This window comes from Rhizobium hidalgonense, from assembly GCF_005862185.2.
In the GTDB taxonomy this organism is placed as follows: domain Bacteria; phylum Pseudomonadota; class Alphaproteobacteria; order Rhizobiales; family Rhizobiaceae; genus Rhizobium; species Rhizobium hidalgonense.
The window spans coordinates 3,110,865-3,127,552 of the sequence record NZ_CP054027.1 but is presented as its reverse complement, the minus strand read 5'-3'; the positions used below and the strand labels follow the sequence as shown (position 1 = coordinate 3,127,552).

Annotated in this window: 14 protein-coding genes and 1 pseudogene; 7 read left to right on the top strand and 8 right to left on the bottom strand. The window is 62.8% G+C overall.

Annotation, left to right across the window (positions count from 1 at the left end; genetic code table 11):
• The first annotated feature begins 15 nt into the window (after positions 1-15).
• Genes FFM81_RS15120 through FFM81_RS15110 form a run of 3 tightly spaced genes read left to right on the top strand, consistent with a single transcriptional unit; the run spans position 16 to position 2,068 of the window.
• Positions 16-744, top strand: coding sequence for a DUF899 domain-containing protein (locus tag FFM81_RS15120; RefSeq protein ID WP_003569521.1), 729 nt, complete (start codon positions 16-18; stop codon positions 742-744).
• A gap of 31 nt (positions 745-775) precedes the next feature.
• Positions 776-1,240: a DUF1579 domain-containing protein gene (locus FFM81_RS15115; protein ID WP_128398650.1), complete on the top strand. Its 465-nt coding sequence runs from the start codon at positions 776-778 to the stop codon at positions 1,238-1,240.
• 48 nt (positions 1,241-1,288) lie between these two features.
• Positions 1,289-2,068 carry a VOC family protein gene (locus FFM81_RS15110; RefSeq protein WP_097537310.1) on the top strand — a complete coding sequence of 260 codons (780 nt, stop codon included), beginning with the start codon at positions 1,289-1,291 and terminating at the stop codon, positions 2,066-2,068.
• 190 nt (positions 2,069-2,258) lie between these two features.
• On the opposite strand, the gene FFM81_RS15105 is transcribed toward FFM81_RS15110, so the two are convergent.
• From FFM81_RS15105 to FFM81_RS15095, 3 genes are all read right to left on the bottom strand, one after another.
• Positions 2,259-3,776 (bottom strand): ABC-F family ATP-binding cassette domain-containing protein, encoded by a 1,518-nt coding sequence (locus FFM81_RS15105; RefSeq protein ID WP_138384745.1) that lies wholly within the window; start codon positions 3,774-3,776, stop codon positions 2,259-2,261.
• Between the two features lie 437 nt (positions 3,777-4,213).
• The gene (locus tag FFM81_RS15100; RefSeq protein WP_128398647.1) at positions 4,214-5,809 is read right to left on the bottom strand and encodes an ABC-F family ATP-binding cassette domain-containing protein; all 1,596 of its coding nucleotides are present in this window, start codon (positions 5,807-5,809) and stop codon (positions 4,214-4,216) included.
• Between the two features lie 316 nt (positions 5,810-6,125).
• Positions 6,126-7,694, bottom strand: a complete 1,569-nt coding sequence (locus FFM81_RS15095) for a helicase HerA-like C-terminal domain-containing protein (protein WP_128399976.1) — start codon at positions 7,692-7,694, stop codon at positions 6,126-6,128.
• 199 nt (positions 7,695-7,893) lie between these two features.
• On the opposite strand from FFM81_RS15095, the gene FFM81_RS15090 reads away from it, so the two are divergent.
• Together FFM81_RS15090 and FFM81_RS15085 are read left to right on the top strand one after the other, a co-directional pair.
• Positions 7,894-8,286, top strand: a complete 393-nt coding sequence (locus FFM81_RS15090) for a hypothetical protein (RefSeq protein WP_003569508.1) — start codon at positions 7,894-7,896, stop codon at positions 8,284-8,286.
• A gap of 149 nt (positions 8,287-8,435) precedes the next feature.
• The gene (locus FFM81_RS15085) at positions 8,436-8,759 is read left to right on the top strand and encodes a hypothetical protein (protein ID WP_025415649.1); all 324 of its coding nucleotides are present in this window, start codon (positions 8,436-8,438) and stop codon (positions 8,757-8,759) included.
• A 125-nt stretch (positions 8,760-8,884) separates the two neighbouring features.
• Here FFM81_RS15085 and zwf read toward each other — a convergent pair whose 3' ends face one another.
• The 4 genes from zwf to FFM81_RS15065 form a co-directional block, all read right to left on the bottom strand.
• Positions 8,885-10,396, bottom strand: a complete 1,512-nt coding sequence (zwf, locus tag FFM81_RS15080; RefSeq protein WP_025415650.1) for a glucose-6-phosphate dehydrogenase — start codon at positions 10,394-10,396, stop codon at positions 8,885-8,887.
• Positions 10,397-10,692: 296 nt separating this feature from the next.
• Positions 10,693-11,463: a trans-aconitate 2-methyltransferase gene (gene tam, locus FFM81_RS15075; RefSeq protein ID WP_097537333.1), complete on the bottom strand. Its 771-nt coding sequence runs from the start codon at positions 11,461-11,463 to the stop codon at positions 10,693-10,695.
• Between the two features lie 85 nt (positions 11,464-11,548).
• A complete protein-coding gene (locus FFM81_RS15070; protein WP_138384746.1) occupies positions 11,549-12,823 on the bottom strand; it encodes a hemolysin family protein in 1,275 nt (424 codons plus the stop codon).
• A gap of 489 nt (positions 12,824-13,312) precedes the next feature.
• Positions 13,313-13,792: a cupin domain-containing protein gene (locus FFM81_RS15065; protein ID WP_037092438.1), complete on the bottom strand. Its 480-nt coding sequence runs from the start codon at positions 13,790-13,792 to the stop codon at positions 13,313-13,315.
• A gap of 219 nt (positions 13,793-14,011) precedes the next feature.
• Here FFM81_RS15065 and FFM81_RS15060 point away from each other — a divergent pair.
• Positions 14,012-14,381 (top strand): annotated as a pseudogene (locus tag FFM81_RS15060) (sugar phosphate isomerase/epimerase family protein); the annotation flags it as partial.
• 33 nt (positions 14,382-14,414) lie between these two features.
• On the opposite strand, the gene FFM81_RS15055 reads toward FFM81_RS15060, so the two are convergent.
• A complete protein-coding gene (locus tag FFM81_RS15055) occupies positions 14,415-15,458 on the bottom strand; it encodes a zinc-dependent alcohol dehydrogenase family protein (RefSeq protein WP_003569495.1) in 1,044 nt (347 codons plus the stop codon).
• 241 nt (positions 15,459-15,699) lie between these two features.
• Here FFM81_RS15055 and FFM81_RS15050 point away from each other — a divergent pair, with 241 nt between their 5' ends.
• Entirely contained in the window at positions 15,700-16,587 is an 888-nt protein-coding gene (locus FFM81_RS15050) for a branched-chain amino acid aminotransferase (RefSeq protein WP_003569493.1), read from the top strand.
• Positions 16,588-16,688 lie beyond the last annotated feature (101 nt).

Genomic DNA, 16,688 nt, shown 5'->3' with positions numbered 1-16,688 from the left:
GAGGAGGGCGCATCCATGCAGAATGAAGTTGTTTCCCGTGAGCAATGGCTGGAAGCCCGCCGCGCCCTGCTGCTGAAGGAAAAAGAGGCAACGCGGCTGCGCGACAGTGTCAATGCCCAGCGCCTGGCGTTGCCCTGGGTCAAGGTCGACAAGGATTATGTTTTCGAAACGCCCGCGGGCAGCAAATCGCTTGCCGATCTCTTTGACGGCCGCAGCCAGCTGCTGATCTATCATTTCATGCTTGGCCCGCATTGGGATGCCGGCTGCCCCGGCTGCTCCTTCCTGTGTGATCACGTCGATGGCGCCCTGACGCATCTCAACCATCATGACGTCACCTGGGTCGCCGTCTCGCGCGCGCCGCTCGACAAGATCGCCGCCTACAAAAGCCGCATGGGCTGGCAATTTCCCTGGGTCTCTTCCTTCAGCAGCGATTTCAATTTCGATTATCACGTCTCTTTCAGCCCCGAGGATCTTGCCAAAGACAAGGTCTTTTACAATTTCACTCCCATGCCGCCTGATGACGCCAATGACGAGCTACCGGGCATCAGCGCTTTCTACCGCAACGACAAGGGCGAGGTCTTCCATACCTATTCGAGTTATGCCCGCGGCCCGGAGGAGCTGATCGGCACCCTGATGATCCTCGATCGCGCGCCGAAAGGCCGCAACGAGGACGGCACGATGAATTTCGTGCGCCGCCATGACGAATATGAGGAGGCTCCGAAGGCGCCATCCTGCTGTCATTGACATAGGCCACCGTCACTCACGGGAGAAGAGGATGATGAAGACTGCAGAAGTGCTGAAGGAGCATTCCTTCCTGGAAAGACTGGTCGGCGACTGGACCGTCACCGCACCCGAGATGTCCGGCGAGCCCTGGACGGAGACCGTCCGCTCGCTGCACGGCATCTGGTTCGTCGCCGAAGGCACCGGCCGCATGCCGGATGGCAAGCAGGCTACCAGCATCCTGACGCTCGGCTACAACGCCGCAAAGGCCAAGTACGTCGGCAGCTGGATCGGCAGCATGATGGACTTTATGTGGGTCTACGAGGGTGAGCTCGACGCTTCGGGCAATGTGCTGGACCTCTATACGACAGGGCCCGACTTCAACGGCGAAGGTCTTGCCGATTACCGCGAGCAGATCGCCTTTTCCGACGCCGATCACCGCACCTTCATCTCCAGCGCCAGGCAGCCGGATGGCACCTGGAAGCAATTCATGGAAGCGCACTACACCCGCAGGACCTGACAATCACGGCCCCGACCTGGAAAAAGGGCGCCGATAAGGGAGAGTACGATGTCTGAGACGCATGGAAAGTTCATCTGGTGCGAGTTGATGACCCCCGACACGTCGGCTGCCGCGAAATTCTACAGCTCGGTTGTCGGCTGGACCACCTCCGAGATGAAAGTGGAGGGCATGCCGACCTATACGATCTTCGAGGCGAACGGCATCGGCGTCGGCGGCCTGATGGAATTTCCGGCCGAACTCGAGGGAACCGGCATTCCGCCGAACTGGACGGCTTATGTCTGTGTCGACGACGTCGACCAGTCGGCGAGGGACTACGTCGCCAATGGCGGTTCGGTCCGCCGCCCGCCGGAAGACATCCCGACCATCGGCCGGTTCGCCGTCGTCGCCGATCCGCAGGGTGCCGTGCTCTGCATCATGACGCCGGCGCCGATGGACAAAACCTGGCCGGAACTGGCCCCCGATGCCCCCGGCAATATCGGCTGGCACGAACTCTATGCCGGCAACGGCAAAGACGCCGTCTCCTTCTATTCCAAGCTGTTCGGCTGGACGAAGGACAGCGAAATGGACATGGGTCCGATGGGCGTCTACTACCTCTTCGCCCATAATGGCAAGCAGATCGGCGGCATGATGACCAAGCCGGAAAATATGCCAATGCCGTTCTGGTGCTATTATTTCATCGTGCCGACCCTCGATGCCGCGATCGAACGCGTCACCTCAGGCGGCGGCAAGGTCGTCAACGGCCCGATGGAAGTCCCCGGCGGCAGCTGGATCATCCAGGCCACGGACCCCCAGGGCGCCTTCTTCTGTCTTGTGGCGCCGAAGCGGTAGGTTTTATCGCGTCGAGTGGGCCAGCCCCTCATCCGCCTGCCGGCATCTTCTCCCCGCACGCGGGGCGAAGGGGGATAGCCGCGACCTCTTCCTCCATCTCGACGTTGCGTTTGGCACGTCCCCTCTCCCCGTCAATACGGGGAGAGGGTTAGGGTGAGGGGCAGCCCCCTTGGTCCGAACCTCACCCCCATCACCCCGCAACCGAAGCGAAGAATCCCTCCGGGCTCTCCACCTCCACCAGCCTCTTCTTCTCGATCAGCCAGAACCGGTTTCCCACCGCCCGCACGAAACTGCGGTCGTGCGAAACCAGCAGGCAGCTCGCCTCCTGCGCCATCAGTTCACCCTCCAGCGCTTCCTGTCCCTCGATGTCGAGATGGTTGGTCGGCTCGTCGAGCAGGTAAAAGTTCGGCTCGGTCAGCCTGAGCACCAGCATGCCGAGCCGCGCCTTCTGGCCGCCGGAAAGCTGGCGGATCGGTTTTGCCTGCATGTCGATGGTCATGCCGGCACCCGCCAGCAAAGCGCGTGCCCGCTGATCGCCGACGTCGAAGCGGCGGACGATCGTGCCGATCGGCGTGTCCTGGTCGGCAAGATCGGCAAGCGCCTGGTCGCCATAGCCGAGAACGACCGACGGCGTCGCCTTGATGCCGCCCTGTCCCGCCTCTGGTCTTTCGATCGCCTGTTTCAGCATCGACACCAGTCGTGACTTGCCGGCGCCGTTGGGGCCGATGAGCACGATGCGGTCGCCCTGGCAGAGGAACTGCCGGCCGGTCTTGAACAGCAACGTTCCGTCCGGCGTCGTCACCGCCGCGTCTTCCAAGGTCACCAGCACCTTGGCATGCGTGCCGCGATTGGTGAGCCGGATGGCGCCGGCCGAGCGTTCGAGATGCGCCGGCTTTGCCGCATCCTCCAGTTTATCCGCCCGCTGCTTCTGCTTGGTTTTGACGACGAGCAGATCGCTGCCGGAATTGATGCCGATATTGTTGAGCTTTGCCGCCTGTTTGCGCAGTTGCTCCGCCGTCTTCATGTCGCGCTCGTAGCGCCTGGCTTCGGAGGCGTCGACCTCGTCGAGGGCGGCGCGCGCCCCTGTGTAGGGCAGGGCAAAGATCGGCGATTGCTCCGGCCGCAGGAACAGCGTGCGGTTGGTCGTCGCATCGAGGAAGGCGCGGTCATGGCTGGAGAGGATGACCGGCACGTCGCGCGGCAGGCCATTCAGCCAGCCCTCCAGCTGCGCGATCTTTTCGAGGTCGAGATGGTTGGTCGGCTCGTCGAGCAGCAGCACATCAGGCTCGGTGACCCAGGTGCGGGCAAGCATGGCGAGCCGCTGCCATCCGCCGCTCAAATGCTTGAGCGGCCGCCTGCGCATGACCTCCGGCACTTCAAGCGATTCCAGCGCCACGTCGACGCGCCAGCTCTCGCTCTCGGCCTGATCGGCCGGTAGCGCCTGCAGCACCGCATCGTAGAACGGCGTGTCGAACAGGGCGACCGGCACATTCTGGGCGACATGGCCGATGGTCAGCCCGCGCGCCTTGGTGATCTCGCCCGCGCTCGGCTCCAACGCGCCGGCGATACAGGCAAAGAGCGTCGATTTCCCCCGGCCGTTGGCGGCAACAAGGCCGATGCGGTCGCCTGAATTGACGACGAGGTTCAGCTTCGAAAACAGCGGATTGCCCAGCGTCACGCCGAGATTACGGATATTGATGAGGGTCATGATCGTTCTCTGGTCTTGACCGGGGGACGCGATCCCAAGCGTTCAGCGATCACGGGATTGCGCCTATCGAGCCCGGGAAGTTACAGGAATGGGCGCGAACCTTGGGAAACGGCGCCGCATTGGCCACGAAGGGCAGACCAGGAAGAGATGTCGAAAACGGTCTCTGGTCAGCCCTGCAAACGCGTTTGCAGGGCGTTGACGGGACCACGCTGGCGATTAAACCGGAAATAATGCTGCATGGCGTGATCCTCCTTTCTCGAAAGGGTTGCGGGATTCAATTACCATTGCCGGTGGTAAGAGGCAAGGGAGCCCCAGTAAGCTCAACAGAGCCTCTCCTGAGGTGCCCGCAGCGGCCTCGAAAGGACGCGGTGGGTGCGGCTGATGGCTGATGGACGCAAGAGGCAGTGTCGAGCGCGTCGCTGCGACCCATCCCGAAATTATCCCGCCGGATCACCACCCGACAATTCTAGCCGCCGCCCTATCCCGATGCTCTCGAGAAACGTCTCGTCGTGGCTGACGACCAGCAGCGCCCCGTCATAAGCACGCAGCCCGGCTTCGACCGCTGCGATCGAGTCGATGTCGAGATGATTGGTCGGCTCGTCGAGGATCAGCAGCGGCGGCGGTGCCGAGCCGAGAACGCAGGCAAGGCCGGCGCGCAGCAATTGTCCGCCGCTGAGCGTCGAGACAGCCTGCAGCGCCGCGTCGGCCCTGAACATGAAGCGGGCAAGGGCAGCCCGGCAGGTGTTTTCATCGGCCTGACGGTTGATCCGGCGAAAATTATCGCGGATCGAGGCCGACGGATCGAGAAGGCTGACCTTCTGATCGAGCATGGCGAAACCGGTCATGACGCCGATCATGCCGGCCCATGGCTCGAGTTCGCCGGTAATAAGCGAAAGCAGCGTCGTCTTGCCCGAGCCGTTGCCGCCGGTGACGGCAATGCGCTCCGGTCCCGTCACGTCGAAGGAGAGATCGCGGATGACGGGTTCACCCGGCCGATAACCCGCTGTCACGCCATCCAATTTCAGCACGATTTTGCTCGCGGGTAGCCCGGTCGGCGGCAAAGTGACCGACAAGGGCTGCAGGATCTCGATTTTCTCGCGCGCTGCCTTTGCCTCGTCCAGAGCCTGGGCCCGCCGGCGTTCGGCGAGACGGGCATTGTCGCCGCCGGTCGTTTCGCTCCGCTCCTTCATGCCGCCGAGCATGATGCGCGGGATACCGCCCTTGGCGGCCATCTTCCGCCCAGTGCTATCCCTGTGCGCCTGACGCTCCACCGTCGCCTGCGCCTTGCTCGCGACCTCGGCCATGCGTTTTTCGGCATCGGCGAGATCGTGCTCTGCCGCCGCAAGCTCCAGCGCCTTGCGCTGGCGATAATGGCTCCAGCTGCCGCCATAACGGGTGGCGCCGAGCGACGTCAGTTCGACGATCGCATCCATGCTTTCGAGCAGTTCCCGGTCATGGCTGACGATGATCGCGCCGGCCCGCCAGCCCGATATCAGCGCGATCACCGCCTCGCGGCCGTCGCGGTCGAGGTTGTTTGTCGGTTCGTCGAGCAGCAGAAAATCCGGCTCGGTGAAAACAAGCGCGGCAAGCCCGGCTCGGGTGCGCTGCCCGCCGGATAGCGCGGCAAGCGGCGTCTGCGGCTCTGCGTCGAGCCCGGTGCGATGAAGCGCTGCGGCCATGCGCGCCTCCAGCGTCCAGTCGGCCGATGAAAGCTCGTCGGCCGTCGCCTCGCCGTCTTCGGCCCGACGAAGGACAGCAAGCGCATCGGCCACGCCGAAGAGATCGGCGACGGTCTCATCCGGTGCGACCTGAACGCTCTGACGGAGAATGCCGAGGCTGCCGTTGACGGAGATCGCCCCCGATTGCGGCTTGATGTCACCGCAGACGAGCTTCAACAGCGTCGTCTTGCCGACGCCGTTGCGGCCGACGAGACCGCTGCGGTCCGTCCCGAAGCTCAGATCGAGATCGGAAAAAAGCGGCCGCCCGTCAGGCGTGGCCCATGAAATTTTCGAGAGAGTGATGGATGCAGGCATGGATACGGATTTCCCCATTGGCAAGGCGAACTGGCATTGCGATCGGGTTGAAATCCATTGCGGCACACATCCTGTTGAAATGGTCGATGGCAGGGAATTTAGGGAATGAATGCGTGCAGTTCAAGGCGGGGAACGATTACGCAGATGGATCGCTGCCCCTCACCCTAACCCTCTCCCCGTAAACGGGGCGAGGGGACGTGCCATGCGAGAGGTTGCCGAGGGACGAGAGGCTGCGGCATATCCCCTTCGCCCCGTTTACGGGGAGACGGTGCCGGCAGGCGGATGAGGGGCTTCCGACGCGCCGCCGGCGAAATAGCTACCGCTTCAAGCTCCCCAATATCCCGCGCACCAGCGCCCGGCCGACCTGGGTCGCCACTGTGCGCGCCACGCTCTTCATCGCCGCTTCCACCACCGTTTCGCGCTGGTAGCCGGAAGACCTGCCGCGCGATTGGCCGCGGCCCTGCTGATTGTTGTCGTTGCTGCCGCCGAAGCCCGGCAGGTTCCAGCCGGAGGTCGTGCTTTCGGGCTGATGTTGTGCCGCTTCTTCCTGCGCCCGCTTGGCGGCCTCGGCATCGGCCGCCTTCTTGGCGCGCGCCGCCAACAACTCGAAGGCGGATTCGCGGTCGACATCCTCGTCATAGACGCCGAGAACCGGGCTCCTGTCCATGATCTGCTGGCGCTCGCCATCCGTCAGCGGGCCGACGCGGCCGGAGGGCGGGCGGATCAGCGTGCGCTCGACGATCGACGGCGCGCCTTTGGCCTCCAGCGTCGAAACCAGCGCCTCGCCGGTGCCGAGATTGGTGATGACGGTGGCGCAGTCGAAGGCTGGGTTCGGGCGGAAGGTATCGGCCGCAGTCCTCACGGCCTTCTGCTCGCGCGGCGAATAGGCGCGCAGCGCATGCTGGGCGCGGTTGCCGAGCTGGGCGAGAACGGTCTCCGGCACGTCGAGCGGGTTTTGCGTGACGAAATAGACGCCGACGCCCTTGGAGCGGATCAGCCGCACCACCTGCTCGACCCGTTCGGTCAGCACTTTCGGCGCATCGTTGAAGAGCAGATGCGCTTCGTCGAAGAAGAAGACCAGCTTCGGCTTGTCGGGATCGCCCACCTCCGGCAGTTCCTCGAACAGTTCCGACAGCAGCCAGAGCAGGAAAGTGGCGTAAAGCCGCGGGTTCATCATCAGCTTGTCGGCGGCAAGCACCGAGATCTGGCCGTAACCATTATTGCTGGTGCGCATGATGTCGGAAATCTTCAGCGCCGGCTCGCCGAAAAAGTGTTCCGCACCCTGCTGCTCGAGAACCAGCAGCGCCCGCTGGATCGAACCCACCGAGGCCTTCGAGATCAGTCCGTACTGGTTGGAAAGCTCGGTGGCGTTATCACCCATATAATTGAGCAGCGAGGTGAAATCCTTGAGGTCGAGCAACGGCAGCCCGGCCTGGTCGGCGAGCTTGAAGGCGATGTTGATGACGCCTTCCTGCGGTTCGGAGGCATCCATCAGCCGGGCAAGCAGCAGTGGCCCCATCTCGGCGACGGTGGTGCGCACCCGGTGACCCTTCTCACCGAACAGATCCCAGAAAATCACCGGGAACTGGTCGAATTCATAATCGGTAAATCCGATCTGCTCGGCCCGTTTGGTGAGGAAATCCTTGGCTTCGCCCCTGGCGGCGATACCGGAAAGGTCGCCCTTGATATCGGCGGCAAAAACCGGGACGCCGGCCCGCGAGAAGCCTTCGGCCAGCACCTGCAGCGTCACTGTCTTGCCGGTGCCGGTGGCGCCGGTGACCAGGCCGTGGCGGTTGCCGAATTTCAGGTCGAGATATTCCGGCTTGTTGATGCTGTCGTCGGGGTTGCGGCTCGCGCCGATGAAAATCTTGCCATCCTCGATCATCCGCAATTCTCCCTACGGCTCTGCCGTTCTTCAGTCCGAAGACGGGCTATCGCCGCCTTCATCGAACCATCGTTTCTCTGTTATAAGCAGGCAGGCGGATGCCGACAACTGTTTGCATCGAAAGCAAAACCGGACATTGAGTTGCGCTCGAATCTCGATTAACGCTGACGTTAACGTCAAAAAAAATAGGAGGCTGACGATGAATGAAATTGTGACCCAGATCGCCGATCGTGTGGGCATTGCGCCTGATGTGGCTGAAAAGGCGCTCGGCATGATGCTCGGCTTCCTGCAGCGCGAGGCGGCCGACGGTCCTGTTGCCCGGATGATCGAGGCGATCCCCGGCGGCGCCGATCTCGTTGCCCAGTTCAACGGCGCAGGTGCCGGCGGCGGCGGCTTGCTCGGCGGGCTGATGAACTCGCTCGGCGGCGGCGGCATCATGGGCCTCGGCCAGCAGCTGATGGGCGAGGGCCTCGGCATGGGCGAGATCACCTCGCTCGCCAAGGAGACCATCGCGATCGCCAAGCAGTATGCCGGCGAAGAGGTCGTCGACGAAGTCGTCGCTTCGGTGCCGGGGCTCAGCCAGTTCGTCTGAAAAACGACGGCAGCACCGCAAGAGCCTCGCAGCGTCGCTGCGGGGCTCTTGCGCTCGCTAAACTTTGATCGCCCTTATTCCCCCATGGGGAACAAGGGCGTAGAATTGCTGTTTCTATCAGCATCGCTGAAATCAGAAGGAACAGCATCATGCGCAGGTATATTGCAGCAGCCTCGATTGCTCTCCTCAGCCTCTCCACCCCGGTCCTTGCCCAGTCCAACATGGGCATGGATGCCAGCGGCCGGTTCGACGGCACGCCGCCGCTCGGCACCGCGCCGGGCGCCGAGACGCAAAGCGGGCTGGTTATCCCGCTCGATTCGATCGAAACCGGCAGCGTCGACAATGGCGCCCCGATCGGCCCTGTCGATTGGGCAAAATGCCCACCGCGCAAGGCCCGTGGAGCGCTTGCCACCGAAGGCGGCAATAGCGGCGCCTCCACAAACCCCGCATGCCGTGACAACGCAAACCAATAGCGTCAGGCAAAGGCGCTGTTTCTAGAGCATGTCGCGCAAAAGTGTGCCGCGGTTTTGCGAGAACGACATGCGTAAGAACAAAGATCTAAAGCGCGAAGAGCGAATCTGAAAGATCGCGACGCGCTTTAGTCCTTCTTGTCGTGGTGCAGGATGACGCCGAGTTCATGCCACCTCCGCCCGTCGCGCTCGATGAGTGCGTCGGCTGAGGCCGGCCCCATGCTGCCGGGCGCGTAAGCGTCGGGCACGCTCTGATCCTTGCCCCAGATATCGAGGAAGGGCTGCACTGCCGCCCAGCCGGCCTCGATGCCGTCGGCACGCTGGAACAGCGTCTGGTCGCCGATGAAGAGATCGTAAAGCAGCGATTCATAGCCTGTTGTTTTGCCGATATCGAATTTGTCGGCATAGCGGAAGTCGAGCGAAACCGGCGTGGTATCGACCGAAAGCCCGGGCGACTTGATCGAGATCTCCATGCTCATGCCCTCGTCCGGCTGCACCTGGATCACCAGCCGGTTCGGCGGCAGGCGGCGGTTGACCTCGGTCTCGCGGAACTGCGCGAAGGGCACCGGCTGAAAGGTGATGACGATCTCGGTGTCGCGCGCCGTCATGGCCTTGCCGGTTCTCAGATAGAAGGGCACGCCGGCCCAGCGCCAGGTGTCGGCATAAAGTTTCAGCGCCACATAAGTTTCGGTCCGGCTGTCGGGCGAGACGTCCTTGCTGTCGCGATAGGCGGGAAGTTCTGCACCGTTCAGCGGGCCGGCCGCATAGGCGCCGCGCACCCCATGCGTCTTCGCCTCCTCGGGCGTATAGATGCGCAGGGCCTTCAGCACCTTGCTCTTCTCGTTGCGGATCGCCTCGGCATCGAAGCTGTTCGGCGGTTCCATGGCGATCATCGCCAGCAGCTGGAAGAGATGGTTCGGCACCATGTCGCGCAGTGCGCCTGTCGCATCGTAGAACTTGCCGCGGCTGCCGACATCGACGATCTCGGCGGCAGTGATCTGTACGTGATCGATATAGCGGCTGTTCCACAAGGACTCGATGATCATGTTGGCGAAACGTGCCGTCATCAGGTTCTGTACCGTCTCCTTGCCGAGGAAATGGTCGAGCCGGTAGACTTGGCTTTCGTCGATTTGGGCAAGAATCTGCGCATTGAGCGCCCGCGCTGAGGCGAGATCGGTGCCGAAAGGCTTCTCGATGGCGACGCGGCGGAAGGTGCCGTCCTTTTCATCGGTCAGGCCATGGGCGGCCAGCTTCTCGACGATCGAGCCGAAGAAGGATGGCGGCACCGCGAGATAGAAGGCGGCATTGGCATTTGGCCCCAGCCGCTTGCCGATCTCGAGGAAAATATTGTCCTTGGTAAAATCTCCCGAGGTATAGGAAATCCGCCGGCGCAGGCTTTCCCAGGCTTCGTCCTTCACCGGCTGCTCTTCGCCGCTCAGATGGCTGAGGAATTCGTCGAGCCGCCCGCGCAGGAACTCGTCGTCACCCGGCTCGATGCCGATGCCGAGAATATGGAGATCCTCGCCGACGAGGCGCTCGCGTGTCAGGTTGATAATCGCCGGCACCAGCAGCCGGCGCGTCAGATCGCCGGTGGCGCCGAAGATGACGAGTGTGACCGGCGGGGTAGGGGCAGCGTCCATATGTGTCATCTCCTGAGATTTTCCGGCCGACTATAATCTGCGCCGGATTTGTCGCAACATATGCGAGTGGGGGTAACAGGCATTTGACAGCATGCGGGGCTTGCCCCTCATCCGCCTGCCGGCACCGACCGGGGTCGAGCCACGGGTCTCGACCCGTCCTTCGGACCCCCGCCTGCGGGGCGAAGGGGATATGCCGCGACCTCTCCCGTCCCTCGCAAACCTCTCGCAAGGCACGTCCCCTCTCCCCGTCAAAACGGGGAGAGGGCTAGGGTGAGGGGCAGGACAGCCGCAGCCGGCTACCCCTTTACCGCCACAATGAAAATCCGCGGAAATCTAAGCAGCACCCGCCCATCCGACAGCTTCGGATAGGCATTTTCCACCCGCTGCAGATAATCCGCCAGAAACGCCTCGCGATATCTCTCGCCGGCATGGGTGAGATAGGGCATCAGCCCGGTTCCCTTCACCCATTCGACGATCGCGGCGGCATCCGCCATCGGGTGATTGTAGATCGTGTGCCAGATATCGACGCGCGATGCCTTGGCGATCAGCCGGGAATAATAGGCGGATGGCGCAGGCAGCCCCTTGCGGCGCACGCTCTTCGCCTCGAAGGCTGTCTTCCAGGGCCCCGCATGGGCGGTCTCCTCCATCGCCAGATGCGAGGGTTCGCCGAGATTGTCGGGCATCTGCACCGCGAGCACGCCGCCTTCGGAAATCCCGTCCATCAGCCGATCGAATATGTCCAGATGGTCGGGCAGCCATTGGAAGACGGCATTGGCAAAGAGCAGATCGGCGGGTTCGGCCGGCTGCCAGCTGCTAAGATCGGCCTCGACAAAGGCGGTGCCCGGAAGCCGTTTGCGCGCCGCCTCGAGCATGTTCATGTCGCTGTCGAGACCCGAGACGCCGTCCGCCCCATAACGGTCGATGATGAGCTCGGTCGAGTTGCCCGGTCCGCAGCCGAGATCGACGGCGCGGCGGAGACTTTGCAGCGGCACTTGCGCCAGAAGGTCTCGTGCCGGCCGTGTGCGTTCATCCTCGAATTTCACATATTGGCTGGCGGACCATGCCATGGCGCTCACTCCTGCTTCCACATTCCTGTGGTGGATGCGGATCTTGTCGATGTTGCGGCCGAGAAACGAAGGCACCCGCTGACCGTCACTCCGCAGACACGAGTATCTTGTCGACGCGTCTCCCGTCGAGATCGATGACTTCGAAGCGCCACCCATCTCTGGTGAAGCTTTCGCCCAATTCCGGCAGATGTTTCAACTCTTCCAGCACTAGGCCTGCCACGGTCTGATATTCCAGATCGTCATCGAGCTTGAGATTCAGGAATTCGGCGAATTCGTCGATCGGCGTCCAGCCGGACACCAGGTAGGAACCGTCGTCGCGGCGAGCGATGGCCTGCTCGTCGACCGGTCCCTCCTGCAGCGCTCCCATGATCGCTTCCAGAATGTCGCCCGACGAAACAATCCCTTCGAAATGGCCGTATTCGTCGAAAACCAGCACCATGTGGACGGGCGATTTCCGGATGGCTTCGATCACATTGATAGCGGTTGAAAGGTCTGAAACCACCGGAACGTCCTGCGTCAGAGCCTTGATATCGGCGCTGCCGTGTTCGGACATTGAGTCGTAAAAGTCCTTGACCGGAAGGATGCCGATCACCTCGTCCGAACTGCCTTTGCGAACCGGCAACCGCGACCGCTTCGTCCGGTGCAACTGCGCTCGAATTTCATCAAGGCTGTCATCGACATCGATAATTTCGACGTCGCGCCGGGGCGTCATCAGCGCCCGGGCGGTGCGGTCGGCCAGCCGCATGACGCCTGAGATCATCGCCGACTCTTCGCTTTCGATCACGCCGGCCGACTGCGCCTCGGCCAGAACGGTCTTGATCTCTTCGTCGGAGACATTGTCGCCACCTTTGCCCGCCTGGCCGAGAAGCTTGAGCACAAGATTTCCGGAGGCGTTCAGAAGCCACACGAGCGGCAGCGCGATTTTTGAAAGCACCGTCATAGCGGGCGCCATCTTCGCCGCAACGGCTTCGGGCTCCCGCAATGCGATCTGCTTTGGAACAAGTTCGCCGACGATCAAGGAGAGATAGGTGATCGCCACGACGACGGAACCGACGCCGAGGGCATCAGCGGCCGTCGATGACATCCCCTGGGCTTCCAGCCATCCGGTCAGACGGCTCCCGAGCGTGGCCCCCGAAAAGGCGCCGGAGAGAACACCGACCAGCGTGATGCCGATCTGCACGGTCGAGAGAAAACGCCCGGGGTTTTCGGCAAGTTTGATCGCTTGCGCTGCACCCTTGCTCCCATTGTCGGAGAGAACCTTCAGGCGGGCCGTTCGAGAAGATACAACAGCCAACTCCGACATGGCGAGCACACCATTCAGGATGGTGAGAAGCACCACAATTCCAATTTCCAGAAACACAGGGACCCTATTCGTTGAGGTTACGATGCCGCATTTATCAGGCGACGTGGCGAGGCGCGGCCGTCGTCATCAAGGACCGCTCCTTTGAAGTGGAAGTCATGTGCCGTCGGCAAGAGAGGGCCGGCCATGCCGGGCCTGTCGGCGGCAACGCTTGGGAAAACGGCCCTCTCAGCACGCGCGGTGATAGACCCAGGGCGCGGCCGGTATTGTCACGCCGTCTACAGTCGCCGCCCGCGTCTTCGGCCGGGAGGTCCCGGTTGGAACGGGCGGAGCTTATACTGGATGGGTCGCTGTCAGGCATGGCGCAATTTTGGCGGTGAAACCGATCCGACGCAAGAGGCGCCGGGCGAAAATCCTTTTACCGCACTGTTGCGACAGTTTCGAAACGGCGCGGGGGCCACGTTCTGTTGAGGATTTTAGGGGAGTGTTTCGCATATCTGGGTGATGCCGAAACCCTTCGAAAGGTTTCGGCATCATTCTCTCGCACCGTCAAGCCGCGAGGATGGTAATCCCGTAAGCATTGGCCGCCGCCGTCATCCGGGCGATCGTCTCCACCGACGGACTGGTCTTCGGTGGCTCCGTCGCGCCTTCCGCTTCGATGAATTCCGCCATGTCGCGATCGACGACCGCCGAAAAGACTGCCGGGACGGTTCCGCGGTTGGCATAGCCGTGCACCATGAACGGCGGAATGGTGACGATGTCGCCGGCGTCGGCCTCGATCTCTTCGGGGCCGCTGTCGGTCAGGCGCCAGATCGTCAGGCTTCCCTCAAGGATGCGAAACACCTCGGGGCTCGCATGCGCATGTCTCGGCGTCCGGCTGCCGGGTGGTACGGTGACGTCGAAGAGATTGAGCCATCTTCCGCGGATCCGGAGCCGTCGCTCGATCCGCTCGCCGAGGACGAAGAAGCGCTTCGCCTCATCCCCCGTCTCTTCACCGGAATGCACGTTCACAAATGAGTTGGACATCATGTCTCTTTCTTCTTGCAGGCTTTTTCTTGTTGGCTTTTCTTGCGGGCGCAGCCGATAGACCTTTGCGCCGCCTTTGGCAACCACCGCGATATAGAGGTCAGGAAGCCGATCGCCCCCGATATCGGTGCGGCGGGTCGTTTTCGCAAGACCTGCTGGGCTGCGGCAAATGTGCCGGATTGGCCCCGGTCTTCGAATGCTCCCGGCCTGTAATACCGCCGACTCGAAAACATCGAGGACAAGGATCCGCATATCCGCGTGGCGCTCGCCGACAGTTTCCATTCGCCCGCCGTCGCCGTCTCGATCGATACCGGCCACGCCCATTATGCCCATGGCTACACCGGCGCGCCGCCTGTCGATTATTCCGTCAAGGCCGTCGGCAGCCGCCTGCAGCACGTGCATCTGCAGGATGCCGACGGCTATGCCGACCGTCACACACTGGAGCCTCGGCGAAGGCTCGATCCACTGGCGCGCCGTCTTTGCGGCCCTTGCCAAGCTCGAAAGCAATCCGCGCCTGATCATCGAAATCATGGAGAAATCGAAGATCCTCGCTTCCGCTGCCTATCTCGCCTCGATCGGGGTGGCCGAATAAGGTCCGTTGCCCGGAATTACTACGACACTTCCCTCACGAAAACCGCGTAATCACACTGATCCCCGTCGCCTCCGCCTTGTCGAGTGCCATCAGCGCCGGCACGGCCTCCTCGAGGCTGACGCGGCGTCCGATCAGTTTTTGCGGGGCGATCTTGCCGGCGGCAAGCATCGACAGCATGGCGTCGTAGCGCCAGGCCTGCATGCCGTGGCTGCCGTAGATCTCAAGTTCGTGGCCGATCACCTGGCCCATCGGGATTTGCGGCGTGGCATGTTCCCCGAGCATCAGCCCGACTTGCACATGCCGGCCGCGCCGGCGCAAATTCTTGATCGAGTTGAAACAAGTGACGGGGTGGCCGAGCGCGTCGATCGAGACATGCGCGCCGCCCTTGGTGATCTCGCGCACTGCTTCCGCCACGTCGGCGACGCCTGACGCATTGACCGTCGCCACCGCCCCGCATTCCCGGGCGAAGGCGAGTTTTTCCTCGGATATGTCGATGCCGATTGCATTGGCGCCGAGGGCGGTGGCGATCATGATCGCCGACAGGCCGACGCCGCCGCAGCCATGCACGGCGATCCATTCGCCGGGTCCGGTGCGCGCCTGGTCGGCGACGGCGCGGAACGAGGTGGCGAAGCGGCAGCCGAGGCTTGCCGCCGTTGCATCGTCGATCGTATCCGGCAGGTGCACCAGGTTGGTTTCGGCATAGTCGATCGCCACATATTCGGCGAAGGATCCCCAATGGGTAAAGCCCGGCTGGAACTGGTTCGGGCAGACCTGCTGGTTGCCGGAATGGCATTCCGCGCAATGGCCGCAGCCGGAAACGAACGGCACCGTCACCCGGTCGCCCACCTTGAAGCGCATCACGCCGCGGCCGGTGGCGACGATCTTTCCGGCAAGCTCGTGTCCCGGCACATGCGGCAGGCGGATATCGGGATCGTGGCCCATCCAGCCGTGCCAGTCGCTGCGGCAGAGCCCGCTGGCGCCGACAGAGATGACGACACCGTCCTCGGAGGGCGTCGGATCGGGCAGGGTGCGGATCTCCGGCGCCTGTTCGAAGGCTTCGTAGAACATGGCTTTCACAGGCGTTCTCCCTTATTCGCGTTTGCGTCCATGATCGCATGCGGCGGGCCGCCATTCCAACATGTCATTGCATCATTTTTGCTGATGCACCCATCGCCGGGACCCCTGGTGCCGCGCACGAATATTGCGGCGCGGCGCCATCCCCCGGCATTTTCTTGCTTCCGCATTTCCCGCCCGGATTTGTCCTTGACCCCGCCTGCCGCGGCGGTTTTTGCTTTCTCAACTTCAAAGGGAGGGCAGCATGGCCGTCGATACATCACCGCGTTCAACCACCTGGACTCATGTCGACGGGGAGTGGCTCCCCGGCAATCCGCCGCTGATCGGGCCGACCTCGCATGCCATGTGGCTCGGCTCCACGGTCTTTGACGGCGCCCGCTGGTTCGACGGCATCGCGCCCGATCTCGACCTGCATTGCCAGCGCGTCAACCGCTCCGCCCTCGCCATGGGTCTGAAGCCGGTGAAATCAGCCGAGGAAATCGCCGCACTCGCCTGGGAAGGCATTACCAAATTCAACGGCGCCACGCCGATCTACATCAAGCCGATGTATTGGGGCGAACATGGTTCGCCCGGCAGCGTCGTTTCGGTCGATGCGGAATCGACCCGCTTCGCGCTCTGCCTGTTCGAGGCGCCGATGGGCGGTCATGGCGGCACCAGCCTGACGGTCTCGCCCTATCGACGCCCGTCGCCGGAAACCGCGATGACCGAAGCCAAGACCGGCTCGCTCTATCCCAACAGCGGCCGCATGATCGCCGAGGCGCGCAGCCGCGGCTTCGACAATGCGCTGGTGCGCGATCTCAACGGCAATGTCGTCGAAACCGCCTCGTCCAACGTCTTCCTGGTGCGCGATGGCGTGGTGATGACGCCGGCCGCCAACCGCACCTTCCTTGCCGGCATCACCCGCGCCCGCGTCATGGACCTCTTGCGCAAGGCCGGTTTCGACGTCGTCGAAGCAACACTCTCCGTCGAGGATTTCCTTGCCGCCGACGAAATCTTCACCACCGGCAACTACTCCAAAGTCGTCGGCGTCATTCGCCTCGACGAACGCAACCTCCAGGAAGGCCCGGTCACCCGCAAGGCGCTGGATCTCTACATGGACTGGGCCCATGGCAGGAGCGCCAGTGAAGAGTGAGACATGGTCCCGGAGCCGAAGCATCGATCTGGTGGATCGATGCGGTGACGAACGCCCGAAGCGCGAGCGTAGGGCCGGAGAGGTCCCGCGCAGTCGAGCCC